20 protein-coding genes are annotated in these 24864 nt (G+C 40.2%); 11 read left to right on the top strand and 9 right to left on the bottom strand.

Going from position 1 to position 24864, the window contains the following annotated elements:
• Nucleotides 1-53 precede the first annotated feature (53 nt).
• A complete protein-coding gene (locus tag A4S05_RS04775; RefSeq protein WP_069068685.1) occupies nt 54-2183 on the top strand; it encodes a single-stranded-DNA-specific exonuclease RecJ in 2130 nt (709 codons plus the stop codon).
• Between the two features lie 64 nt (nt 2184-2247).
• On the opposite strand, the gene psb30 is transcribed toward A4S05_RS04775, so the two are convergent.
• Nucleotides 2248-2391: a photosystem II reaction center protein Ycf12/Psb30 gene (gene psb30, locus A4S05_RS04780; protein WP_069068686.1), complete on the bottom strand. Its 144-nt coding sequence runs from the start codon at nt 2389-2391 to the stop codon at nt 2248-2250.
• Nucleotides 2392-2748: 357 nt separating this feature from the next.
• Here psb30 and A4S05_RS04785 point away from each other — a divergent pair, with 357 nt between their 5' ends.
• From A4S05_RS04785 to A4S05_RS04795, 3 genes are all read left to right on the top strand, one after another.
• Nucleotides 2749-3099 carry a YkgJ family cysteine cluster protein gene (locus A4S05_RS04785; RefSeq protein WP_069068687.1) on the top strand — a complete coding sequence of 117 codons (351 nt, stop codon included), beginning with the start codon at nt 2749-2751 and terminating at the stop codon, nt 3097-3099.
• Between the two features lie 101 nt (nt 3100-3200).
• Complete coding sequence (locus A4S05_RS04790) at nt 3201-3623, top strand: TMEM165/GDT1 family protein (protein WP_069068688.1); 423 nt, start codon at nt 3201-3203, stop codon at nt 3621-3623.
• Between the two features lie 92 nt (nt 3624-3715).
• Nucleotides 3716-4024 (top strand): TMEM165/GDT1 family protein, encoded by a 309-nt coding sequence (locus A4S05_RS04795; protein WP_069068689.1) that lies wholly within the window; start codon nt 3716-3718, stop codon nt 4022-4024.
• Nucleotides 4025-4146: 122 nt separating this feature from the next.
• Here A4S05_RS04795 and A4S05_RS04800 read toward each other — a convergent pair whose 3' ends face one another.
• Nucleotides 4147-5073 carry a cobalamin-binding protein gene (locus A4S05_RS04800; RefSeq protein WP_069068690.1) on the bottom strand — a complete coding sequence of 309 codons (927 nt, stop codon included), beginning with the start codon at nt 5071-5073 and terminating at the stop codon, nt 4147-4149.
• Nucleotides 5074-5652: 579 nt separating this feature from the next.
• On the opposite strand from A4S05_RS04800, the gene A4S05_RS04805 reads away from it, so the two are divergent.
• Both A4S05_RS04805 and A4S05_RS04815 read left to right on the top strand, forming a co-directional pair.
• The gene (locus A4S05_RS04805) at nt 5653-7863 is read left to right on the top strand and encodes a hybrid sensor histidine kinase/response regulator (RefSeq protein WP_069068691.1); all 2211 of its coding nucleotides are present in this window, start codon (nt 5653-5655) and stop codon (nt 7861-7863) included.
• A gap of 493 nt (nt 7864-8356) precedes the next feature.
• Nucleotides 8357-8815 carry a hypothetical protein gene (locus A4S05_RS04815; RefSeq protein ID WP_069068693.1) on the top strand — a complete coding sequence of 153 codons (459 nt, stop codon included), beginning with the start codon at nt 8357-8359 and terminating at the stop codon, nt 8813-8815.
• A 209-nt stretch (nt 8816-9024) separates the two neighbouring features.
• On the opposite strand, the gene A4S05_RS04820 is transcribed toward A4S05_RS04815, so the two are convergent.
• The 4 genes from A4S05_RS04820 to A4S05_RS04840 all read right to left on the bottom strand — a co-directional run bounded on the left by A4S05_RS04820 (nt 9025) and on the right by A4S05_RS04840 (nt 15096).
• Nucleotides 9025-10167: a BMP family ABC transporter substrate-binding protein gene (locus A4S05_RS04820; RefSeq protein ID WP_069068694.1), complete on the bottom strand. Its 1143-nt coding sequence runs from the start codon at nt 10165-10167 to the stop codon at nt 9025-9027.
• Between the two features lie 888 nt (nt 10168-11055).
• Complete coding sequence (locus A4S05_RS04825; RefSeq protein WP_084226981.1) at nt 11056-11826, bottom strand: WecB/TagA/CpsF family glycosyltransferase; 771 nt, start codon at nt 11824-11826, stop codon at nt 11056-11058.
• 250 nt (nt 11827-12076) lie between these two features.
• Nucleotides 12077-13144, bottom strand: a complete 1068-nt coding sequence (locus A4S05_RS04835) for a glycosyltransferase family 4 protein (RefSeq protein ID WP_069068696.1) — start codon at nt 13142-13144, stop codon at nt 12077-12079.
• Between the two features lie 446 nt (nt 13145-13590).
• Nucleotides 13591-15096 (bottom strand): RtcB family protein, encoded by a 1506-nt coding sequence (locus tag A4S05_RS04840; protein WP_069068697.1) that lies wholly within the window; start codon nt 15094-15096, stop codon nt 13591-13593.
• A gap of 420 nt (nt 15097-15516) precedes the next feature.
• Between A4S05_RS04840 and A4S05_RS04845 the strand changes: the two genes are divergently transcribed.
• The 3 genes from A4S05_RS04845 to A4S05_RS04855 all read left to right on the top strand — a co-directional run bounded on the left by A4S05_RS04845 (nt 15517) and on the right by A4S05_RS04855 (nt 18371).
• Nucleotides 15517-15711: a heavy-metal-associated domain-containing protein gene (locus A4S05_RS04845; protein WP_069068698.1), complete on the top strand. Its 195-nt coding sequence runs from the start codon at nt 15517-15519 to the stop codon at nt 15709-15711.
• 85 nt (nt 15712-15796) lie between these two features.
• Nucleotides 15797-18124, top strand: a complete 2328-nt coding sequence (locus tag A4S05_RS04850) for a heavy metal translocating P-type ATPase (protein ID WP_084226982.1) — start codon at nt 15797-15799, stop codon at nt 18122-18124.
• Between the two features lie 19 nt (nt 18125-18143).
• Nucleotides 18144-18371: a hypothetical protein gene (locus tag A4S05_RS04855; protein ID WP_069068700.1), complete on the top strand. Its 228-nt coding sequence runs from the start codon at nt 18144-18146 to the stop codon at nt 18369-18371.
• Between the two features lie 6 nt (nt 18372-18377).
• Here A4S05_RS04855 and A4S05_RS04860 read toward each other — a convergent pair whose 3' ends face one another.
• A complete protein-coding gene (locus A4S05_RS04860; RefSeq protein WP_069068701.1) occupies nt 18378-18803 on the bottom strand; it encodes a heavy metal-responsive transcriptional regulator in 426 nt (141 codons plus the stop codon).
• Between the two features lie 348 nt (nt 18804-19151).
• Between A4S05_RS04860 and A4S05_RS04865 the strand changes: the two genes are divergently transcribed.
• Entirely contained in the window at nt 19152-20240 is a 1089-nt protein-coding gene (locus A4S05_RS04865; RefSeq protein ID WP_069068702.1) for an aromatic ring-hydroxylating dioxygenase subunit alpha, read from the top strand.
• Between the two features lie 696 nt (nt 20241-20936).
• Here the strand turns inward: A4S05_RS04865 and A4S05_RS04870 are convergent.
• A complete protein-coding gene (locus A4S05_RS04870; protein WP_069068703.1) occupies nt 20937-21614 on the bottom strand; it encodes a hypothetical protein in 678 nt (225 codons plus the stop codon).
• Nucleotides 21615-21848: 234 nt separating this feature from the next.
• On the bottom strand, nt 21849-23843 hold the full coding sequence (locus A4S05_RS04875) for a heavy metal translocating P-type ATPase (RefSeq protein WP_069068704.1): 1995 nt from the start codon (nt 23841-23843) through the stop codon (nt 21849-21851).
• Between the two features lie 426 nt (nt 23844-24269).
• Here A4S05_RS04875 and A4S05_RS04880 point away from each other — a divergent pair, with 426 nt between their 5' ends.
• Nucleotides 24270-24644 (top strand): hypothetical protein, encoded by a 375-nt coding sequence (locus A4S05_RS04880; protein WP_069068705.1) that lies wholly within the window; start codon nt 24270-24272, stop codon nt 24642-24644.
• The last annotated feature ends 220 nt before the right edge of the window (nt 24645-24864 follow it).

A 24864-nucleotide genomic window follows, 5' to 3' on the forward strand; every position in this document is an offset into this window, starting at 1 on the left:
TAAGAAACAACTTTAAATTCAACACTCCTAACTAATAACTCCTGACTTGTATTGTGCTAGACCGACCTGTATCTGAATTCTCAAAACCTACCAGGCGCTTACCTGATCAGCGCTGGCAAGTTTATCCGCAAAAACCAGAATTTGCCCAAAAGCTGGCGGTTTTGACAAATATTTCACCAATTGTCAGCCAGTTGTTGATTAATCGGGGTATGGAAACACCAGAACAGGTACAAGCATTTTTAAATCCAGAATCTTTAGTTTTGCCTTCGCCGTTAGAAGATTTCCCAGATTTGGCGATTAGTTTGGAGTTGTTGCAAAATGCGATCGCTTCTCAAACAAAAATTGCGATTTGTGGTGACTACGATGCTGATGGAATGACCAGCACTGCTCTACTTTTGCGTAGTCTCCGCACTTTAGGCGCACAGGTAGATTATGCTATTCCCAGCCGGATGCATGAAGGCTACGGTATTAATAAACGCATAGTTGAAGAATTCCACAGCGAAGGTGTGGGGCTAATTCTGACTGTAGATAATGGCATCTCTGCGTTTGAACCAGTTGCTAGAGCTAGAGAACTTGGTGTTGCAGTAATTATCACCGATCATCATGATATCCCCCAAAAATTACCGCCAGCTAACGCTATCCTCAACCCTAAACTAATAGCTGAATCCTCACCTTATCGGGGTGTTGCTGGTGTTGGTGTTGCTTACATTTTGGCAGTGTCTTTAGCACAACAGCTAGGGGCGACTAAGGGCTTGATCCAACCGATGTTAGCACTGTTTACACTGGGAACGATCGCAGATTTAGCTCCCTTAACTGGTGTGAATCGCCGTTGGGTGAAACGCGGTTTACAGCATTTACCCAAATCCAACTTAGCTGGGATACAGGCGTTGATTCAGGTAGGTGGAGTGCAGGCGAGGGATGAGGGAGCAGGGGGAGCAGGGGAGCAGGGGAGCAGGGGAGCAGAGGAGAAAATCTCCAATCTAAAATCCAAAATCCAAAATCCAAAATCGCTCAAGCCTGAAGATATCGGGTTTCGCCTGGGGCCACGAATTAATGCTATTGGTCGAATTGGTAATCCCCAGACTGTGATTGAATTGCTGACTACAGATGACATGGGGGTGGCGCTGGAAAGAGCAATGCAGTGCGAACAAATAAATGCTTCTCGCCAGGAAATGTGTCAGCAAATTGAACAAGAAGCGATCGCTTATGTAGAAGCAGAATATGTTACATCTCTACAGCAAAACCGTGTATTAGTTGTTGTTCAACCCAATTGGCATCATGGTGTTATTGGTATCGTCGCCTCCCGCTTAGTGGAACGCTATGGTGTTCCTGTGTTTATCGGTACTTATGAGGATGAGGGACATATACGCGGTTCAGCACGCTCAATTCCAGAGTTTCATGTATTTGAAGCTTTGGAATATTGTCACGATTTACTAGGGAAATTTGGTGGACATAAAGCAGCCGGGGGATTCTCTCTACCAGCAGAGAATTTAGAGATGGTGCGATCGCGTTTAATTGAGTTTGCTAACCAGTGTCTTGAACCCCAACATCTCAAGCCTCTGCTAAAAATTGATGCCGAAGTCAACCTCAACCATCTCAATCAGCAGCTTTATCAACAGCTTAATGCTCTACATCCCTGCGGTATGGACAACCCCGATCCAGTTTTCTGGACACCTAATGTCCAGGTGGTTGAGCAGAAAATCGTTGGTAAGGGTCATATCAAACTGACAATTGCCCAAACTATCGATAATCAAGAGTACAGAATTAAAGCGATCGCTTGGCGTTGGGGCGACTACTTCCGTTTACCATCGCGAGTGGATATCGCTTACAAACTGCGAGAAAATTACTTTAACGGCAACACCACCATCGAGCTAGAGCTAATCGGTGTCAGACTGCCAATTCAGATTCAACAATTTTTTGTTTCGCCACCAACCACATCAAGCACAACCTTTGAGTACAATCAACGACAGTATACTTGTGGTTTCTATAAAAACGGTATTGAAGCAGAATTAAGAATTAAAAATTCTGAAGGTAAAGTTTTAGCCATGCAGCCAGGACATATAATAGGCTTGCTAGGAACTAATCGGCAAAACGCCAAAGAAGTTGATATTTCTCAACCACAGTATGACAATATTATCCAAGCTGCCCTTCAGGCGTTATCAGTATTGAGTGCTGGTTCATGAGTTATCAGTTTTAAATTCCAAAATTTTCTTCTACTCAGCACTCAGCACTCACTACTCAGCACTCTTATAGGTTGCCGTTGCGAAATGCCAGCACAAAGATTACTGCTGGGCCAGCAATCACAATTAGCGCTACGGATAGCAATTGGAAAATAACTTCCCAATTGATACTGGTAAAAGCGTTAAACAAGTCAGACACAGCGTCAAACATTTTTCCTTTTCTCCTCTCAATTGCTTTAAAAAATTCAATAACTTAATTAGAAAACCCGAAATCGATCATATCTGGCTATGGCCTGTTAGATTTAATTTACTTAACAAAATTATAAGAAAAGACATAAAAACGTAAAATAGGGGGATTGGGGACTGGGGACTGGGGGACTAGTTCGGTTAAGGCAAGAGACGCGATGAATCGCCGTCTCTACAATAATCAGTCTTTCGTTTTGATGGCGATTTATCTATCGTGTTTTTGTGATCTCGAATTTTCATCAAAAAACCTTAACCGAACCGTATTGGTTCCCAATCCCCAATCCCCAGTCCCCAATCCCTAATCCCTAATCCCTAATCAAAAATGTCAACTTGGCAATGTGTAAAGCAATGTGGGGCCTGCTGTAATCTTGACCCAGCAGAGCGTCCAGATTTGGAAGAATATCTCTCACCACCAGAACTAGAACTTTACCTCAGCATGGTAGGCGAAGGGGGATGGTGCGTTAATTTCGACCATACCACGCGAGAATGTCGCATCTACTCAAATCGTCCTCGCTTCTGCCGCGTTGAAACAGAAGTGTTTCAAGATATGTATGGAGTTGAACCAGAAGAAGTTAACGATTTTGCCATTGACTGCTGTCGCCAGCAAATAGAAGGGGTTTATGGCGATCGCAGTTTAGAAATACTACGTTTCGACAAAGCTGTTGGCCTTTGACACTTCCACCCTCCTTTTTTTTGTATGTAGTTGCAATTTATTACAACAATCTGAGAATATGATAGAAATATGAAAGCAACCTAGAAACAAAACTACTGCCTGTGAAACTTGACTCTGCATCTTTGGAGATTTCTGGCATATCTCAGACTGAGATCGAGCTAGAACTGAAAGACAGCAATGATTTGAACTTAACTCCTGCGATCGTTCAGCCTGTAGTTGCCAATAGTCCTCAAAAGCAGCAATCAGTACTAGTAGTTTTTGTTACAACTTTTGTAACCATTTTTCTAGCAGAAATTGGAGATAAAACTCAGCTATCCACTCTATTAATGAGTGCAGAATCTCATTCGCCGTGGGTGGTATTTATCGGATCTGCGGCGGCGCTGATAACCACCAGCTTATTAGGTGTGCTTTTAGGTGGTTGGATAGCCAGCCGACTCAGCCCAAAAACTGTAGAAAAATCAGCAGGCGTGATGTTATTGATGATTTCGCTAATGCTGTTTTGGGATGTATTGGTTGGTCATTAGTCATTTGTCATTGGGTATTACAAAACTCTTCCCCATTCCCCATTCCCCATTCCCCATTCCCCATTCCCCATTCCCCATTCCCCCTAAATAATATGGATTGGCATCTTTTAGGACTTAGCTTTATTACAGTTTTTTTATCAGAATTGGGTGACAAAAGTCAGCTAGCGGCGATCGCACTTTCAGGACGTTCTAATTCTCCCCGTGCAGTATTTTTTGGTGCAGCAGGCGCATTGCTGTTGACAAGTCTGTTGGGATCTTTGGCTGGAGGTGCAGTAGCCGAATTATTACCTACACGCGTCCTAAAAGCGATCGCAGCTGTAGGATTTGCCATTCTCGCTGCACGTCTGCTGTTATTTAACAATGAACCAGAACCATCAGCAGATTTTGAACAAACACCTTAAAAAGAATCCAGAATCCAAAATCCAGGAATCAGAATTCCCCCTTGTGGGGGATTGAAAGCCGACAAGGTTTGAAACCACTCGAATTCCTACTGAATTCTGAATTCTGAGTTCTGAATTCTTCTTTACAAACGTTCCCAAGCGGTTCCTTTGTAGCCGTATTGAAAAATTTCTGGATGCAAAATTTCTGCCAAAATTTCTAGAGAATCTACCAGTCGCGGCCCTGGACGATTGAAGTAAGAATTGCCGTCAGTAATATAGACCCTACCAGCTTTGATAGCGTGTAATTTTTCCCACTCGGAACCTTGAGTTAACAAATTGGCTTCTTGGCGAGTGCGATTTAAATCAAACCCACAAGGCATAAAAATAATTACATCTGGATTAGTTGTTAATAGTGTTTCCCACGGCAAAATAGGAGAAGGCTGACCTGTAGCACAAAATAGTGACTGTCCTCCTGCTAAGTTAACTAATTCAGGAATCCAATTAGCGGCAGCCATCAAAGGATCAGTCCACTCGACACAGGCGACAGTAGGCAGTTCATCTAAAGAAAGTCCTTGGAGTCTTTGCTGACAAATTTTAACGCGAGCTTCTAAATTTTCTAAAACTTTTACCGAGTCTACGTCAAAGGTGTTGCCGACTCGCTCAATGTCAGTCCAAATATCTTTGAGAATATTGGGTTGTAAAGAAATAATCTGAGGTTTACTGTCAATGAGTGTGGCAACTGCTTTTTCCACTTCGTGTAAACTGACAGCACAAACATCACACTGGTCTTGAGTAAGAATGTGGGTAGGCTGCAATTTCTCTAAAACATCTGTTTTGATTTCATAAATACTGAGAGCCGATTCCAATAAATTGTTCACGTCATTGTGAATTTGGCTGCTGGAGGCATTGGAATTTAAGCGTGCTTGGGTACAAATGGGACGATTGAGGATTTCTGGAGGGTAATCGCATTCGTGCGATCGCCCCACAATAGCATTAACCAAACCTAGTGCCGCTAAAATCTCCGTTCCACCGGGAATCAGGGAAACAATTCTCACATTACTATCCGTCATCGCTCCACCTCCACAAAAGCTGCCATTGCCTCAATTCTTGCAAAATTTAAGTCTTTAGGCATCTTTCTCTAGGAGAATCAAGGGTGCTTTGATAGTAAGCACTAAGCAAGAAATTGAACTGGGGATTGGGACTAGGGATAGGAAAGAGTTTTTCTAAAATCCAATCCCTATAACCCAATACAGTTCAGATCAGCCCAAAACCCTCATCTAGAGACGCGATTTATCGCGTCTTCAAAGACCAATTATCTACACCAATAACCCTTAAACCAAGCGTATTGGCCTATAACCCAGTCCTAAATTCACAACCTCCCACTAATTATACCGAATGATAGTAGAATTACTTAATGCCGTAATCCTTAAAAATGTTAATTACCACCTAGCAAAAGCCACTGATATGAAGTAATAGAAGTGACTAGCAAAATCTAGTTTGTAACTCATTATCCACAATCATAAAATTTGATTAGAAAAATTATACTTTCCGGTTATGAAAAACCATATCAAGTAATTGTAGTTATACAAAGAAAGTTCTAGTTTCCCGTAGAACTGCAAGGCAAAATTATTTCTTCTTGAGGGCAACTAATGCAGGTGGTGTCAGCTAGAAATATTACAGAGCACAACCAGGCCCAAGAGGCTTTCCAAATCAGAGAAAATAGTCGGCGAAAACAAAGCCAGTCTCTGGTGGAACTGGCAAGAAGCAAGACATTTCAGCAAGGTAATCTCAATGCGGTTTTGAGGGAAATCACCGAAACTGCTGCTCGGACACTCTTGGTGGAGCGAGTTGGGGTATGGTTATATAATGAGGAACGTTCAAAAATTGAATGCATTAATTTGTATGATGTAAGGACTAAAGAGCATACCTTTGGTAACTGGCTTTTAAAAACAAATTGTCCTACTTATTTCCAGGCTTTAGAAGAGGAACGTACCATTGCCGCACATGATGCCAGAAACGATACAAGAACCCAAGAATTATCCGAGTCTTATCTTTCCGTTTTGGGCATCACATCCTTACTGGATGCACCGATTTGGCTAGAGGGTCGTTTGGTAGGCGTAGTGTGTCACGAACACATAGGCGAAAGTCGCCAATGGACTTTGGAGGAAGAGACTTTTGCTGGCTCGATTGCAGATTTCGTGACGATGGCTATAGAAGCGAGTGAGCGAAACTTCGTGCAGGAAGCACTACGACAGAGTGAGGCGCAATTTCGGGCGATTTTTGAGCGTTCCTCTATTGGCATTGGACTTATAGATATGAAAGCGCAGATAGTCGATACTAATCTGGCGCTGTGCGAGATTTTAGGATACAGCCGAGAAGATTTATACGGCAAGCGGTTTACAGATTACATTTCCACAGAAAGGGGGGATTTAAAACTTTACAAGCAACTGATGTCAGGAATTCGCACAGACTTAAAGACAACTTCGAGACATAACTTACAACCCTCCAAACATCAGGAACAACTTGTTGAAAGACATCGGATTGAGTTGGAAAGACGCTGCCGACATCAAAATGGTAGCTTAGTTTGGACTCATATCTCAGTTTCTGTTATACCAGGCAGCAATGGTGAACCTGAGTTTTTTTTAGCTATGATTGAGGACATTACTGAACGTAAGCAAACAGAGATAAAACTGCGTGCCTCCCAAGAAGCAGCAGAAGCCGCCAGTAGGGCAAAAAGTGAATTTTTAGCAACCATGAGCCATGAGTTGCGGACGCCTCTAAACGCGATTATGGGTTTGTCACAGTTACTCCAACAAGAAATAGTTGGCTCTCTCAATGAAAAGCAGAACGAATATGTAAACTGTATATATAGTAGTGGTGAACATCTGCTGGCACTAATTAACGATATTCTTGACTTATCTAAGGTAGAAGCAGGCAAAGAGGAACTGTTGCTGTCACCTTTGCCAGTGTCAGATTTGTGTAATTATGCCATCTGGACAGTGCGCGATCGCGCCTTAGAAAAAGGATTGCAACTCACCTGTAAAATTGATCTAGAAGAGGATATTTGTATTGCTGATGAGCGGCGCATCAAGCAAATGCTACTCAACCTGCTCACCAATGCCATTAAATTCACCCCAGCCGGTCAGGTATCACTGGTAGTCAAAAAAGTACCGCAAGGTATAACATTTACAGTTTCAGATACTGGAATTGGTATAGACTCAAATAATTTTCAATTTCTATTTGAACCGTTTAAACAGCTTGACAGTCAGCTAAATCGGCAATACGAAGGCACTGGACTGGGTTTAGCTTTAACGCGCAAATTAGCGCGTTTGCATGGCGGAGATGTCACCGTAAAATCGACTTTGGGAAAAGGTAGTCAGTTCACTCTGTTTCTACCAAATCCAGTGCATCCGAGAGATCACGGAGATGAAGGAGATGAGGGGGCAAATTTTACCTTGTCCTCCTTGTCTTCCTCTTCCTCAATCATCCCCACAAATAAAACCATTTTGCTTGTGGAAGAAGAAGAAAATACTGCCACAACACTGCAAGATTATCTCCACACAATTGGCTACCAAGTCAAGTGGATAGATAATGGGAACGACTTTTTGAAACAGGTGCAAAATCTTCAACCAGATTTAGTTTTTTTTGATTTCCAGTTAGTAGAGGATGTTCGCATATTGAATTTTCTGAATATCCTTAGACAAGAGCCTTATTGGGAAGATTTACCGATTGTAATGATGACTGTTAGCGAACCTTTAGAAGAGGAAATTAGCAAGCTACCAGGAAATGCAAATGATTACCTTGTTAAGCCCATTCGGATAGTCCAACTAGAGTCAATACTGATTAGATATTTGAGCTAATTAGTCATAAAAAAATGTATTTTTATGACCAATTAATGAGAAAACATATAATATACTTTTACTCTGACTATGAAAATTTTTATCATTGTCACGTGGAGAATAATAGCTGATTAACATCAAGTATTTATGAGTCGATTAGAGCTAATTATTCTGATGAAAAAGTCGATTTTTTTAGCAAATATTCTACATACTACTTTCATCATTTCATTTTTGAAATCTCTCAGAGTAATACAAGCATCAATTATATATTCAGTAATTAATAGCACCTTAGTCTACGTGTCTGTGATTAGTGTTGGCACAGCCTCTCGCAGAGAAGCGGCATGAAGTCCGGGGATGAAGTTTCCCAGCGCTTTCAATAAAATTTATTTTACTCTTTGCATAAATCAATAGAAATGGGGTGAAAAGTGATCAAGGCTCTCGTGGAAGATAAGCACTCCACAAAACAAAAAATTTAGAAACCCCATCATGATTATGGGGTAAGGGGTAATTAAGTATGATTAATCACATATCAATTTCTGTTCAAAATCCCCTGCACGTTGCCCAAGTTCTGGCTGAAGTCTTAAATGGGCAGGCTTTTCCCTTTTTCCCGCACCCAGGTAGCTATATGGTTTTTCCCGTTGACGAACATGGAACAGGAATTGAAGTTTATCCATTAGAAACTCAGCTAATACCTGGTGAAGGAGATAAGCAGTGTACATTTGCAGAAAATGTTACTCCTTCGGGTTTCACAGCTACTCATGCAGCAGTCTTGGTTTCTTCTAGTCAGGAAAAAATTGAGTTGATTGGCGAACGGGAAGGTTGGAAAGTATTACGTTGTAACCGCGACTCTTTTTTTGATGTTATTGAGTTCTGGTTAGAAAACAAAGTCATGATAGAACTAATCACACCGGAAATGTCGGCTCAATATTTGGCGGTAACACAGCCGGAAAATTTGAAGAAAGTTTTTAGTTGATAACTCTGCTGCTCCTAATTTAACAACATCATTCAGGAGGAAAGAGGCAGGAGTAAGCCACCTTCAAAAGCGTCAGACTTAGGCTGTAGACAACGCCCGATCCTCCGTTTGGGCATCGCACGGAAATCTCACTCAAGCGAGAACCGCTATATAACTAAATTAAAAAATTAATAAAGAGAAATCCTAGTATTGTGTATTTTTGATCAGTGCTAGGATTTGGTCTTAGGAATTGACCCTTCAATTCCCTCAACATACCAATCCATCGCCAGTTGTCCCCGATCATCCAACACCTTACCCTTTGGCACTCGCACCATCCCTTTTTGATCTTTCACCGGGCCATCAAAAGGATGTGCAGTACCCTGAATAAACTCATCACGCTTCGCATTCACCAGTTGTTGCACATCAGATGGAATTGCCTGATTCATCGGGGAAATATCCACCATCCCTTCACTAATACCATCCCAAACATCTTGAGGCTTCCAAGTGTTACTCATTACAGCCAAGGCTTTATCTGTATAGAATTTGCCCCATTTGTTAATAGGTGATGTCAGGTGAGCTTTTTGACCAAACTTACTCATATCAGTGTTGTAGCCAAAAGCATAAATATCTTTTTCCTCAGCAAATTGGACAACTGCACCAGAGTCGGTATGCTGTGTTAGTACATCCGCACCTAAATTGACCAAAGCTTGAGCAGCTTCTCTTTCTTTAGTTGGATCGTACCAACTTTGTACCCACAGTACCTTAACTTTTGCTTGGGGATTTGTTAACCGCACTCCTTGAGTGAATGCACTGATTCCCCGAATTACTTCTGGAATTGGGTATGCGCCAATAAAACCAACTACATTTGATTTTGTCATCTTGCCAGCAATCATACCGGTTAAATAACGCGGTTCTTCAAAGCGTCCCAAATAAGTACCAACATTAGCAGCACGCTTGTATCCTGTACAGTGTTCAAAGATAACATCAGCAAAGTCCTTGGCAACTTTAATTGTTGGGTTCATGTAGCCAAAGGAAGTTGTAAAAATCAATTTATTACCATCTAATGCTAGTTGGCGAATCACCCTTTCAGCGTCAGCGCCTTCGTTGACATTTTCGACAAAGGTAGTTTTTACCTTATCTTGGAGATTGGCTTCCATGTCTCTGCGACCTAAATCATGGGCATAAGTCCAACCAAAATCTCCTACAGTACCCATATAAACAAATCCCACCTTCAGAGGTTCATTTACCGCCATAGGTGACGCTGAGAGGGACACATCCGGCTGTGAATTGGAATTTCTACCTTGAAAACAACTAGTTAAGGCAAAGCTAGATCCTGCTAAAGTGACATACTTTAGAAAATTCCGACGATCCATATTCTATTGATTGGATTTACCTGTATAAAGGGGTAAAAAGGTTTTTTTGACCGCTATTAGCACCAGAAACAGCTTAAATTGGCTACTTATTTAAGTTTAGTTTAATTTTAGCTTTTACTTTTGCTATCAATTTACTTAAGAAATAAGACAAATAATGCTTAAATTTATACAAAAAAACCGAAACATACGACGCTAGATAATGAAGCCTTAGCGACGCGATCAGTTGATTTTAGAAAAAATGGTTCTTCAGCAATATGCCAAAAATTTAATGAAATAGGAAAATAAAACTATGATATTTATTTTTAAGTATTTATATTATTAGCCTACTAACATATAGGACTCATATTTGATTTGGTGAAAAAACTCAGTACAACTAAGAAGCCTTCTTGACTGTTGCCTATTGCCTATTGCCTATTGCCTATTGCCTATTGCCTGTTGCCTATTGTCTATTGCCTATTGCCTGTCTACGCAAATTCGTTCAGAAATCAAAGCGGATTCCTATAGCATTTCAGGTATGAATTTAGCTTAGTTAATACTGAAGAAGCGAAAAATTTACTCAGAGGATGTTTTAAAAGTCTTCTGGTTGATAGGAAAACGTTTTATAAGAAGAATTCAGAACTCAGAATGGGCTAAACCTTAGCTATCCGCTAACAGAATTGAATTGGAGTCCGACTAGGTAATGAATATTGGTTTAAAATCTTGCCCGTAAGTGGCGCGAAAAAATTAAATTAAAATATTCTCGCCTTAAAACTCTATCCCTTTATGGATGGAGTATTCACCAATTCTGACTCCTGTTTTATGGCTCCCTAAATTCCCCTTAAAAAAGGGGAATTTAGGAAGATATCAACAAGTGCCTAAATTACAGCCGAACACTTTTAAAACATCCTCTCAGCGATTTGTGAGCATTCCTTGAGTAATTCGCTGTTTAAGTACACGATAAAAAAATAATGGAATACCTACAACATAACGATCCCATAGACGAGTAGGTTCAGTAATTAAGCGTGTTAACCACTCAAGACCATTATCAGTCAGCCAACGTGGGCCACGATATATAGAGTCAGTATAAAAATCTAGACAAGCACCTAAAGGTAAAAAGACAGTAGTTTCAATTTTATTGAAGTTATCTAAAATCCAGCGTTCCTGTAACGGCATCCCAAAACCAATATATAAAATATCTGGTTTAAATTTATTAATTTTGTCTATTACCAAATCATTCTCTTTTCCTGATTTATCAAAATAACCATGATGTCCGTGTATACGCAAATTAGGCGCAATTGCTAGTAACTTAGTAATTGCTTTATCGACTACGCCGGGTTTTCCAGCTAACAAAAATAAAGAAAGGTTTTCTCTCTCACATTTTAATGCTAAATCTTCTATGTAATCTGGCGCTGTCATGCGATGTACAGATTGCACTGAATAACCATTGAATCTAGCTCCTATCAATACACCAAATCCGTCACAAAATACTAAATCAGCCTTATTCAAGAAATCTCGATACCAATACTTTTCGTAGGCTAAATTCATAGCTTTGATATTGACATTTCCTACAATTGTCTTTTTTTTGCTTTTGGCTGCTTCTATTAAATAATCTATTAATTCTTCTACTTTAACTTTATGAAATCTTGTATCAAGCAACTTTACTTCAGGAAAAGTTTTCATTTTTTTACCTCATTTATTAAAGAGAGAACACACTAAATCTAAAAAGATATGAGCAATAATACTAATGAATTGAGCATTCCCTTGATTGTTAATAATATCAATCTCATATTTTTTAATGCCTGCTATCCTTCTACAGTATGAATTGTGTATTTTTTTAAGTTCAGTATATTTATGTAGATTGCATAAATCGCTTAAGCACAAGGGTTGCAATATAACTAAAATAACTGCCCATCTTAAATCAAGAACGCTCTTAATTTGCAACTGTTGCATAAATATATTTCAAAGATACAAAATAATCTTTTATATCCAAGTGTTTAACTCTGACTCGTGCATTGTTTCCCAGAGTTATTCTCAGATTTTCATCTGTAATTAAGGATTGCATTGTTTCTGATAATTGTTGAATATCCCCCGGATTAACTAATAAACCATTCTGGTCTTGAGTAACTATCTCAGGTATTCCTCCTACTGCGGTAGTGATAACTGCCAAACCCCAACTCATTGCTTCTAGTAGTGCCATAGGAAGACCTTCATTGTAGGAAGGTAATACAAATACATCAGCTTTATTTAAAAGCTCGTCGCGTTTTTCTTGGTCTACCCAGTCAAGAATAGTGATGTAGTTAATAAGATTTAGAGTTAGAATCAAACTGCGAGCTTGTTCTACATCTCCATCCCCTGCCATAACTAACTTTGCTCGGCTTTGTTGATCAGCAGGTATAGAAGCAAATGCCTTAATTAAATCAAATGCACCTTTGCGCTCACCAATGCGCCCTAAAAATAAGAAAAATATCTGCTTGGAATCTATCCTCTGTGGGATTTGTGCAGGAATTTTTACTGGATTAGGGAGAATAATAACTTTCTCTGATTTCAAACCAAGATTTTCAATATAAAATTTTTTCCAGCTATCTGATAAAACAATAAAATTGGTAGATTTACGAAATGACCAACTGAGCCACTGCTTAAGCAATTGAGGAAGTTTAGAGTAAAATAAATGAAAATCAGCACTATGAGTATGAATAATTACTGGTTTTTGAAATAGCCAACCAATAATAGTAGTAATCGAGTGACGAAAAGCACTACCTCTATCTGAAACATGAATGTGAATTAGGTCAGTTTTTTGGTTTAATAAGTTCCAAAATAACTTAGTTATTGCTTGCAAAAACACTAACGCCTTATGGACAGTAGAGCCATTCGGTAAAGTAGTAATATGTGTAATTTGAATATCAGATGTAGTTTCTTCAAGAATGAGTTTTTCCACAGAAACTATTCCACCTTGGCGCTCTAAGCTTTCGCCTAACATAGTAATTTTCATGGGACTCATAATTGCTATTAATCTATTTTTTAAATTCAGTATGCTGCATTGGGCGCGATCGCGGCTCCAAAGATTCCCTAAATATGCACTTCTGAGATTCTACACTATTACTTACCTCCATAACAAAAACTTGCCTGTAATAGTACGTTTTTGACGTGCCTTAAAAAGTATAGCTGGTAACCAGTGAAGTGCTGGGGGTTTTAAAGCCTTTCAGGAGTGGGGGAGAGGTTTCAAGCAGCTATCTTGCTAATTTTTAAACATTTAAAACGTTTACTTAAGTAATTTTAAGTTTTTAATCCTGTAGAGTATATCATGTATCATGTCGATAGCCAAGACAATATAAAAAAAACTGAACTTTACTTATTTTTGACAGTGGTTTGGGCTTAAGTTGTCTACCAATAAAACCAAAGTAGAGACGTGAAATTTCGCGTCTCTAATTTTCTGCGTAGGAACCCTTACGCCTTAAACGTCAACACCGGACTCAACCGTGCCACAACATCAATCATTTCTGCCTGAACCTGCACATCAATCACAGACTGAATTGGTTTGTAAGCAGCGGGTGCTTCTTCAATGCGGCGTTCTTGACGCAGGGTGATGCAGTCTACCCCAGTTAATCCCAGTTCTGCCTCACTTTCAGATGCACCTCTGCGATTGAGGTCGAAGCGAGAATGAATTCTTCCCGCCCCGTGTGAGGCCGAATTACAAAATGCTGGATTGCCTCTACCCACCATGAGATAAGAATAAGCACCCATTGAACCTGGGATAATCACTGGTTGCCCTAGATGGGCGGGACAAGCGCCCTTGCGTGTTATCCACTTCTCAATTTTGGATTTTGGATTCTGGATTTTAGATTGGAGAGATTTTGTATACAACGTCTCTACATCTTCAAGTTGTGGCAAGGTGATGTTATGCGGCAAGTCATAAACTAGAGGTGCTTCAACATCTTTGTATACTTCTCGTAAACGCATACGTAGTAATTCCGCTAACAGCAGGCGATTGACAAAGGCATAGTTAGCAGCAGTGGCTTCAGCTTGTAGGTAACTGGCGACTAATTCGGGGTGAGAATAAGTAGAGAGAGGAAAAATCTGAGACTCAGGGTATTTCAGACCTTTTTGCCAAGTCGCCTTAGCTTTATCTCGCCACATTCCCCCAATATATTTACCCACGTTTCGAGAACCAGAGTGAATCATAAAAGCTAGCTGTCCTTCGCGCACTCCCCAAGCGTGGGCAAGTGTGCGATTTTCGACTTTATCAACCCGTTGCACTTCTACAAAATGATTACCACCGCCAATAGTTGCCAGTCCGCCATCGCGTACTAGTCCAGCATCGGGAACTAATTCTTCAGGCGCCAGTTTCCAGTTACCATCCATTGAACCACCTAAGAAGATGCGTTCGCTCTCTTGGGCAAGTTGTTGCAAATCAGATTTAACTACACTCCCCGTAGGCTTATCTAGCATGACATCCAACCAAGCGGGGACTCCATACTGAAATAGCGATCGCATTGCGTGAGCAGTCATCGTCACGTCACGCGTACCGAAGAAGTAATCCCCCTTCATGCGTTCTACAAATTGGTCGCGCTTTGCCAGAAATTCGTCGATTGTCAAATCAGCAACATGCAAGCGCATCCCACAATTGATGTCAGAACCGACAGCACCAGGGATGACCTGACCCACAGTTTCTACGACTGAACCAATGGCAACACCCGCATCACCTGGGTGAAAGTCAGGCGTGGCACAGGCACGACAAACACATCCACCTGACGGGTGGCGGACGCTTGCCAAATTCGCTAACTGCTTCAGTGCCTTAGCTTCTACGGGAAAATCTTCCGGTAGTAATACTTCTGCTACAGGGGCATCAGGAGAATTAACTAGACGAACTGAATAAGTGGAATTGTTATAAGTTACATCTAAACCTTGCCGCTCTAAAGCACGCAAGAGACGTTTCAGATTTTTTGGCTGCATGAAAACTCCAAATAGAGTCTTAAAAAAGACCCTTTTTTGTGAAGAAATGAGGAGACTTGGGTTCAGCAGCCGCGTCTCAAGTGGTGCGGAGGGTTGTTTTCTCTATAATTCTGAGAAAACAACAGGTTAATTCTGACTAATGTGGTTATATAGCCTTAATAACACACACTTTCAGCAGATGACAAGTGTTTTGTAGTACGTTGTATTTTTGATGGGCAACGGTTACTCGGCTAAACCAAACTTGTAAAGAGATTTGAAGTTTAGAGAAAAACTTTTAAAAATCTCTAGACTCTCTAGCCGGCTAGAGAGTCTAGGATAAATTCAAGGCGACTCTCTTTCCAGTTATTTCTGACTGTTGACAGATGTCCCTCAGTCATCCAGCTTGGTTTGGCAAGGTTGTTCATTTTATCCCGTAAATCTATGACTCTCCAACTCACAGTTCCCAGCATGTCTTGTTCTGTTTGTGCAAGCAAGATCACCAAAGCACTTCAGGCAGTCGATGCTAATGCTAGTGTTCAAGCTGATCCAACAACCAAGCTTGTCAGTGTAGAAACTCAAGCATCAGAAACAACAATTAAGGAAGCATTGGCTGCTGCTGGCTATCCAGTTGCTTAAGGGGACTGGGGACTGGGTACTGGTAGAATTACCAATTCCTAATCCCCAATCCCTAATCCCCAACCCCTAATCCCCAATCCCCAATATGGATACTCTCACACTCAAACTTCGAGGCATGAGTTGCGCCGCTTGCGCCAACAACATCGAAAAGGCAATTCGCTCTGTTCCTGGAGTAAGGGATTGCAACGTTAACTTTGGAGCAGAACAAGCTACCATCAAGTACGATCGCTCTTTAGCCAGTTTAGAGAAAATCCAAAGTGCGATCGCATCTGCGGGATACTCTTCTTACTCACTCCAGGAAGAATTGCTCTCTGAAGAAGATGATGCTGAAAAAGCAAGTAGGGAAGCATTACAGCACCAACTCTTCCTCAAGGTAATGGTGGGAGGTGTAATCAGCATTTTCCTACTTTTGGGGTCGTTGCCGATGATGACTGGGCTGAACTTACCCTTAATTCCAAGTTTTCTTGAGAATCCTTGGGTGCAATTAGTGCTGACAACACCCATTGTCTTTTGGTGTGGTGGATCTTTTTATCGGAATGGCTGGAAATCCCTCAAACGCCATACAGCGACGATGGACACGCTGATTGCTTTGGGTACAAGTGCAGCCTATCTATATTCTTTGCTTGTCACTGTTTTCCCGAAATTTTTTATTGCTCAAGGCTTGATACCTCATATTTATTATGAAGTTGCTGCCATTGTCATTACCTTAATTTTGCTGGGGCGGTTGTTGGAAAATCGCGCTAGGGGACAAACTTCTGAAGCCATCCGCAAACTCATCGGACTGCAAGCCAAAGATGCCAGAGTTATCCGTGATGGTGTGGAAATTGATGTTCCCATCGCCGAAGTCAAAATTAACGATGTAATTTTGGTGCGTCCCGGTGAAAAGATTCCCCTAGATGGCGAAGTGATTGCAGGTGCTTCGACGGTAGATGAAGCGATGGTGACTGGTGAAAGTTTGCCAGTTAAAAAGCAGCCAGGAGATGAGGTGATTGGGGCGACGATTAACGGTGCGGGTGCTTTTCAGTTTCGGGTGACACGAGTCGGAAATGATACGTTTTTGGCTCAAATCGTTAAATTAGTGCAACAAGCACAAGGTTCTAAAGCACCTATTCAGCGCTTGGCAGATCAAGTTACAGGATGGTTTGTACCAGCTGTGATTGCCGTTGCGATCGCTACTTTTGTCATTTGGTTTAACTTCACTGGCAACCTCACTCTAGCCACAATGACAACGGTGGGTGTACTGATTATCGCTTGTCCCTGTGCTTTAGGTTTAGCTACCCCCACTTCTGTCATGGTGGGGACAGGTAAAGGTGCAGAAAATGGCATTTTGATTAAGGGTGCTGACAGCTTAGAATTAGCACACAAAATTCAAACGATCGTTCTAGATAAAACTGGCACTTTGACTCAGGGGAAACCGACAGTTACAGACTTTGTAACTGTTAACGGCACAGCTAATGGTAATGAAATCAAGCTTTTACAGTTAGCAGCAACAGTGGAACGAAATTCTGAGCATCCTTTAGCTGAAGCGGTTGTGAAATATGCTCAGTCTCAAGAAGTGAGTTTAACAGAGCCAGAGAACTTCCTAGCTAATGCAGGTAGTGGAGTCCAAGCAGTTGTTGCAAATCAGCTTGTACAAATTGGTACACAACGCTGGTTAACAGAACTTGGAATTAACAGCATGAGTCTCCAGCAGTATCAAGATGCGTGGGAAGCGGCTGGTAAAACAGTCATTTTGATTGCTGTAGATGGCGAACTACAAGGAATAATGGGTATTGCCGATGCCCTTAAACCTTCATCAACAGCAGTGGTGAAAGCATTACAGAAGTTAGGTTTAGAAGTAGTAATGCTCACCGGAGATAATCGAAAAACTGCTGATGCGATCGCTCTGCAAGTTGGCATTGAGCGAATCTTTGCCGAAGTCCGTCCAGATCAGAAAGCGGCGATTATTCAATCCCTTCAAAAAGGGGGACTGGGGACTAGGGACTGGGGACTAGGGAAATTTCTTCCCAATACCCAATCCCCAGTACCCAATCCCCAATCCCTTGTCGCAATGGTAGGTGATGGCATAAATGATGCGCCAGCCCTAGCCCAAGCTGATGTGGGAATTGCCATTGGTACGGGAACAGATGTTGCGATCGCAGCTAGCGATATCACCCTAATTTCTGGAGATTTGCAAGGAATTGTCACAGCAATTCAACTCAGCCGTGCCACCATCAACAATATCAGGCAAAATCTCTTCTTTGCCTTTATTTACAACGTCATTGGTATTCCCATTGCGGCGGGAATTCTGTTTCCCATCTTTGGTTGGTTACTCAATCCAATTATCGCCGGGGCTGCGATGGCTCTTTCTTCGCTCTCTGTCGTTAGTAATGCCCTCAGATTGCGTAACTTTCAACCAAAAACTATCTCATAATTTCAGGGTAATTTAGCAAATGTTCAGTAAAAAAATGCTTTGGGGAAGCCTGATAGCTTTAGTGCTTCTCACTGGAACATCAGGTGTAACATTAGCAGAAATGCCAGCCCACTCGTCAGAGCAAACCAGCCAATTCCAGCGCATAGAGCAACCTTTGGGCTTGAAAGTCGGTGTTGCGATCGCTGGTTTAGCTTTTATCGGACTAGAGTTGTGGTGGTTTCTTCTCTATAAAAGTCCTGATTCCTAATTGGTGTCAGCACTGAGAGGTGTTTTGAATAATCGGACAAATTGTCTTCTCATGGTGATCGCTGATATTCTTCCAGCCTGAAAGTAATCCCTTTATTTCAGAGCGTAAAGTTAACAGTTGATCAATTTGCTGATCAATCTGCAATACCTTCTCTTCAAGCTTTTCTTTAATTTCACCACAGGGAGTTTGTCCTTGATCATAAACCTGAAGAATATTTCCAATCTCTTCTAGGCTAAGACCAAGATTTTGTGCCCTTTTAATAAATGCTAGACGAGTTATCACATCCAATGAAAACTGGCGAAAGCCTCCCTCTGTTCGTCTTGATGAATTGATTAAGCCTAAACTCTCGTAATAACGAATTGTTCTGATGGGGATTCCAGTTAAATCTGTTACTTGACCAATTAAAAGCAGTTTTTTATCTTGAGTTAACACGGTAGATTTTCCCAAATTCTGTAATTATTATTACATATCTTACTAAGGATTAAGTTCTCTGAGAATTTAACAAAATATTTACATCAGTAGTTAAAATTTTTATCTAATTAGAGATTCTACTAAGTTTTAATTTTTCTAATCTCCATTCTAAACGGATATTTGCTTATTTAAGATGATATTTAATTGGCATAATTTTGTCATTCTTAATCAGAAATACTCAAAATCATACCTTTCTTATTTTATCTATTCCTTAGGTAACTGTTTGTCATGGTACTGAAAGTAACTGTTTTGTTTTAGTTCTCATGTTACTTCTAGATCAACTGCTTCACTTCAAGTGAAACCATAAAAATGAATCTCAACTCGCAGACTTCTAGCTCAATCCGTAAACCTAAAATTTTCAATAATCCAGAGCGTTTTATTGAGGGATGGTATTGGGTAATACCCTCTCAAAATCTGCGGGTGGGTGAAGTAAAACCTATCACGATTTTGGGCAGAGAACTAGTTATTTACCGTGGTAAAGATAAAAGAGTAGTTACCCTTGATGCCTATTGTCCACACATGGGCGCTCACCTTGCTGAAGGCAAAGTTGAGGGTAATGCACTACGTTGTTTTTTCCACCACTGGAAGTTTGATGCTGAAGGGATGTGTATTGATATCCCATGTTTAGATATACCACCTTCTCCAAAATTACAAACTTGGCCCACTGCTGAAAAGTACGGGATGATTTGGGTTTGGACTGGAGAAATACCACAACAACCTCTACCTTTTGTTCCAGAGTTGGAACAAAAAGAGTGTGATGTCGCCATCCATTCTCATTTTGTGATGAACTGTCACCCCAATGTGGTGATGATTAATGCCATTGATGCTCAACACCTCAATACAGTTCACAAACTGCCAATAGAAGTTGTTTTTGAAAGACACGAACTAAATGAGAATGCGATTATTTTCACTAACACTACACCCATCAAAGACAATTCATTTTTCATTAAGCTCGTCCGTATTTTCTACAAAAATGCCATAACTTACAGTATTTGCTATTGGTACGGTAGCATTGGCATAGTGACACTTGGCCCCGATTTCTTCCATGTCCAGATGATGGTTGCAGTTCGCCTCTACGAAGGGGGAAAAACTGAAGGTCAAGTTCTGTTGATGACTAAAAAACGTAAAGGAATTTTTGGTTTGTTATGCAATCGAGTTGTGCTATGGCTGACTAAGATTGTAGCTAAGTACTTTCTCATGGGTGACATTAAGATTCTCCAAACAATTAAGTTTGATTTGAAAACTCCCATCAAAGCAGATCACTCGATTATGCAGTTTATTAACCATGTTGAAAAACAGCAATCCCTAATGTGGGGAACTTGGAAAGAAGGGCGATCGCGCGATGTGGAGAGTAAGCCCAAGCGGGAAAGATGGCAAGATACAATGAGTAATGACTAAGTAAGTCGGCGCAATTAAAGCTAGCTGGTGGGGGCTGTCCTTTGTCATTGCTCATCAGTCATTGATAAGGGTTTTAAGCCTATTTAAGTTTCGTAACATAATTTGGTTTGTTCCCACCGACTTACTTAACATCATGTCTAGATGACCAGAATTCCGTCAGATTGCTTGGTCAATTAAACAGGCACTATATCATACCATTGTCAAAAATCTTTGCAATAAATTAATCGTTTGTAGGGACTTACAGATATACGTCCCTACAATGTATGGATAGCAGATATTTGATGAAAAAGTATAATTAATAAAGTTTAAAAGTTCAATGAAGTTACTTTTAACTTTTAACTTATTTTTTACTGTGCCACAATATTAATAAAAAGAAGTGGCAAAGCCACTTCCTAATTCCCAGGTAGAACCTAAGTTATGAGTATAACGACTACAAAAATTTGAAATAGTATAAACAAACACCAATTAACTGAATATCTCTATTTTCCTTGTTTTCTGGGTGAGGAAATCCTGATTTCCATCTGCCAAATAACTGTATATTTACATAAGTTTCATGATTGCAATGCAAACTCAATTTTATCTAGTTCATCGCTAATATGGCGCTTGTCCCATTCTGGCTGAAGTGTATCTAGTTTTTGGTGCGATCGCCGCTGCTTTCCATTGCAAGGCTTCCAACAAGCAATTTGTGAAAGTACATCATTCCTGACTAGGATTCAATACAACGATAATTTCTCCTAGCCTAATTCCCAAACGTTTCCAGTGGGGATTGCTAGAGGAAAAAGTACTATCCCCTAACACTGCTTGGTAGTCATTGGGGAACTTTTCATAAGCATTGGGAGCAGCGTTTACTCGTAAAATGAGTTTGCCTTGATAACGGGATAATTTACTACTATCCAACAAGATAGTACCGCCGTAATCCCACTCCAATCCATAGAGTCTAAAGTTACCTAACTTCTTGCGTAATTCGCTTAATGGGGTTCCAACACCAATACCTTCGCGGGTTTTCCAAGCCCAACCCAGGTTACGCACATCTAGAGGTTTGGTACGAGTATTATCACTCCAGACTACCAAAAGCGATCGCCCCTGATTTAGATTTAGCTGAGTAGCTGCAAAACTACCTATTCCTTCGGGTCCTGAAATGGTTTTATCAACGAGACGGGATTTACCAAACAGCTTTACTAAATCTTGCTTGGTGGTTGTACGTGTTATCGGCCCCACTCGTTCCCCAGGAACAATTAAGATATCTTTTGACGCTTGCGTAGCAACAGTACTTGGATGATTGATTTTCTGCGGTAGTGCAAAGGCTGGATTTGCTGAATAGTTTAGCAGTAAAACTAAAGTAGCCGTAGCAATACCTTTGATTGATGAATGCATGGGTTCTATTTTGGGTAGCAGAATATGAGTTGTGAGTACTCATCGTTTAACTACTACAATTTCCCAATTACAGATTCCCGATTTCCCAAAAATTTTATAAGAAGAATTCAGAACTCAGGAGTCATAATTCAGTATGAATTCTGTACGAGTGGATGATAGCGTTATGGGTAGAGCATTCTGAATTCTGTTAGCGGATAGCTAAGGTTTAGCCCATTCTGAATTCTGACTCATGTTTTATTTCATCGCTCTAGTTGCATTTAAAATTGCCAGCAAGGCTACTCCAACATCAGCAAAGACAGCTTCCCACATTGTTGCTATACCAAAAATACCCAATCCAATAAATACAGCTTTAATTGCTAAAGCAAAGCCAATATTTTGCCAAACAATTGTGCGGGTTTTTCTGGCGATTTGTATGGCTTCTGCCACTTTTGATGGTGCATCTGTCATGATCACAATATCGGCAGTTTCTATCGCTGCATCTGAACCTAACCCGCCCATCGCTATCCCAACATCTGCTCTAGCGATTACTGGCGCATCATTAATACCATCCCCAACAAAGGCAACTTTACCATGCTTGCCGGCGGTGCTGAGTAACTTCTCAATGACATTAACTTTTTCTTCGGGTAATAACTCTGCTTCGTAGGTATCTATGCCAATCTGTTGAGCAATTCGAGAAGCGATCGCTTGATTATCTCCTGTCAACATGACTGTTCTCTCTACACCCATTCGCTTGAGTGCTTGAATAGCAAATCTTGCATCTTCTTTGAGCTCATCAGCAATGACAATATACCCAGCGTAAATATCATCCACTGCTAGATGAATAACTGTTCCCTCTAACTGGCAATTATCGTGATAAATATTCTCTCTATGTAATAAGCGATCGCTTCCTGCTATCACTACCCTATTTTCAACCTTGGCTCTAATTCCATAGCCTGCTATCTCTTCATAATCTCTCACCTCAAATTCATCAATTTTTTCACCATAAGCCTTGCGGATAGATTGAGCAATGGGATGATTTGAGTGTGATTCTACTTTGGCAGCTAATTGCAGTAATTTTTCATCATTCCAGCCATTTAATGGTATTATTTCTACTACTTTAAATACCCCTTGAGTTAACGTTCCAGTTTTATCAAAAACAACTGTATTCACTGCATTTAAAGTATCTAAAAAAGTAGAGCCTTTGACTAAAATACCACGTCTGGCTGCACCTCCCACACCTCCAAAGTAACCTAATGGAATACTGATAACGAGTCCACAGGGACAGGAAATAACTAGTAAAATTAGGGCGCGATAAATCCACTCTGAAGAAGTTGCACCAGAAATGAATAAAGGAGGTAATATTGCAACTGCTAAAGATGTAAAAACTACTATTGGTGTATAATATCGTGCGAATTTAGTAATAAACTTTTCTGTTTCTGCTTTTTTACTTTTGGCATTTTGCACCAAGTCTAAAATCTTAGCAATGGAAGATTCATCAAAGAGTTTTGTGACTCTAATGCTGAGAACACCCATTTTATTGATCATCCCAGCCAAAACTGTTTCTCCCAGCCTCACTGTTCGCGGCACAGATTCTCCAGTTAATGCAGATGTATCAACTTGCGAATTACCATCTATAATTTCGCCATCTAAGGGAATCTTTTCTCCGGGTTTCACGACGATAATATCCCCAACATTTACTGTTTCTGGCGATACTTTTTTGAGTTCTCCCTCTATTTGAATATTGGCATAGTCTGGGCGGACTTCCAATAATGCTTTGATAGAATTACGGGAACGACTGACGGCAATATCTTGGAACAATTCTCCAATTTTATAAAATAACATTACTCCGACAGCTTCGGGTAATTTATGAATTGCGATCGCTCCTAATGTCGCCACTGTCATTAAAAATGTTTCATCAAATACTTTACCTCTGAGGATATTACGTCCAGCAGTTTTTAAAACACTCCATCCACTTAATAAATAGGCAGGGATGAAAAGCAGATATTCACCTATTGAATAGAATGTATTGTGTAATTGATCTTCAAAAATTATACCAGGCACATATAAACTTAGAATCACTATTAAAGGCAATACCTCATTTTTCAGATTTAATTCTCCACTGTGATCGTGATTATGGTCATGGTTATGATTCTCATCATGATTGTGATTATGAACATGGTTATGATTCTCGTGATGATCATGTCCACAGTTAGAACAACCTGAAGATTCTAAATGTATTTTCCGCTTCATTTTTTCTGTTGAGGCTAGTAAATTACCTAAGACCTAAGCCTTTTTACAAATGTAATTAAAAAAAGAAATTTTTACAAGTTGATAATTTAAGAACGAGAATCTATATCATTTTTATTGCTAAATATTGATATTATCTTTTGGTTTAAATTAAGATTTATAATCTTGTAAATACAGTAATAGTAGTTGTCAACTGTATAAAATAATCCAAGATAGAACTTTTGTTCGTAGTGAGCGATTCAAAACGAGACATCAACCCTGTTTGATATCTGAGTTCTCCTGTAGCAAATAATGTGTGATCAAACTGAGTAGACATGGAACTTTCTTGAGCAACAAGTGTCAAGCCAGCTATTCTCAGGAAAAATTAACTTGAAGTTTAAAAATTAATCGAATACCCTAAGCTAGTAGACAATTTTCTCAAGGAAATCTATGAACAAAAAAATTATCCTGAATTTGCTTTCTAGTTCCTCAATTTTTGTGTCGCTGATGTCTACCCTGGCGGTATTGAATCCTGCCCATGCTAGTATTACTCAGCGATTAATGCACACACAAGACGGTCGTACCTGTATCACTAACCCACATGGTGGAAAAGATTTTGTGTGTATTCGAGATTCAGAGAGAAAGCAACCGTATACCTCTACACGTTCTTCAACGATTGTCACATCAGTATCAGATGAGAATATTGCTATGTTGAACTTTACTGAGGAGGAAAGTGATGCTGCAATTCAGACATTTGGCTGTGACTGTCCATACTGTCTAAATTCTTTGCGGCAGTTGCGCGGCACTGGAAACTTGGTGTACTAAGCTTGAATAGCGCTGATAGCGACTATAACTTCTGTTAGATACACGTGATTAATTACGTATATAAGTATACGAAACCAAAAAAGCATTTTTAACTATTTACCATTACTTTTATTCGGTCAAATGTAAATTCATTAGTAGGGGCAATTCATGAATTGCCCTACATCGTCTCTCTAACCGTCAAATTCATTTTGACGGTTAGAGAGACGCGATAAATCGCCGT

Origin of the sequence: Nostoc sp. KVJ20 (assembly GCF_001712795.1) — a bacterium.
GTDB lineage: Bacteria > Cyanobacteriota > Cyanobacteriia > Cyanobacteriales > Nostocaceae > Nostoc.

Coding starts and splice junctions, on each gene's coding strand:
- psb30 (WP_069068686.1), bottom strand. CDS start 2,391: ATGTTTGACGCTGTGTCTGACTTGTTTAACGCTTTTACCAGTATCAAT.
- A4S05_RS04785 (WP_069068687.1), top strand. CDS start 2,749: ATGTCAACTTGGCAATGTGTAAAGCAATGTGGGGCCTGCTGTAATCTT.
- A4S05_RS04795 (WP_069068689.1), top strand. CDS start 3,716: ATGGATTGGCATCTTTTAGGACTTAGCTTTATTACAGTTTTTTTATCA.
- A4S05_RS04800 (WP_069068690.1), bottom strand. CDS start 5,073: ATGACGGATAGTAATGTGAGAATTGTTTCCCTGATTCCCGGTGGAACG.
- A4S05_RS04805 (WP_069068691.1), top strand. CDS start 5,653: ATGCAGGTGGTGTCAGCTAGAAATATTACAGAGCACAACCAGGCCCAA.
- A4S05_RS04815 (WP_069068693.1), top strand. CDS start 8,357: ATGATTAATCACATATCAATTTCTGTTCAAAATCCCCTGCACGTTGCC.
- A4S05_RS04820 (WP_069068694.1), bottom strand. CDS start 10,167: ATGGATCGTCGGAATTTTCTAAAGTATGTCACTTTAGCAGGATCTAGC.
- A4S05_RS04825 (WP_084226981.1), bottom strand. CDS start 11,826: ATGAAAACTTTTCCTGAAGTAAAGTTGCTTGATACAAGATTTCATAAA.
- A4S05_RS04835 (WP_069068696.1), bottom strand. CDS start 13,144: ATGAGTCCCATGAAAATTACTATGTTAGGCGAAAGCTTAGAGCGCCAA.
- A4S05_RS04840 (WP_069068697.1), bottom strand. CDS start 15,096: ATGCAGCCAAAAAATCTGAAACGTCTCTTGCGTGCTTTAGAGCGGCAA.
- A4S05_RS04845 (WP_069068698.1), top strand. CDS start 15,517: ATGACTCTCCAACTCACAGTTCCCAGCATGTCTTGTTCTGTTTGTGCA.
- A4S05_RS04850 (WP_084226982.1), top strand. CDS start 15,797: ATGGATACTCTCACACTCAAACTTCGAGGCATGAGTTGCGCCGCTTGC.
- A4S05_RS04855 (WP_069068700.1), top strand. CDS start 18,144: ATGTTCAGTAAAAAAATGCTTTGGGGAAGCCTGATAGCTTTAGTGCTT.
- A4S05_RS04865 (WP_069068702.1), top strand. CDS start 19,152: ATGAATCTCAACTCGCAGACTTCTAGCTCAATCCGTAAACCTAAAATT.
- A4S05_RS04870 (WP_069068703.1), bottom strand. CDS start 21,614: ATGCATTCATCAATCAAAGGTATTGCTACGGCTACTTTAGTTTTACTG.
- A4S05_RS04875 (WP_069068704.1), bottom strand. CDS start 23,843: ATGAAGCGGAAAATACATTTAGAATCTTCAGGTTGTTCTAACTGTGGA.
- A4S05_RS04880 (WP_069068705.1), top strand. CDS start 24,270: ATGAACAAAAAAATTATCCTGAATTTGCTTTCTAGTTCCTCAATTTTT.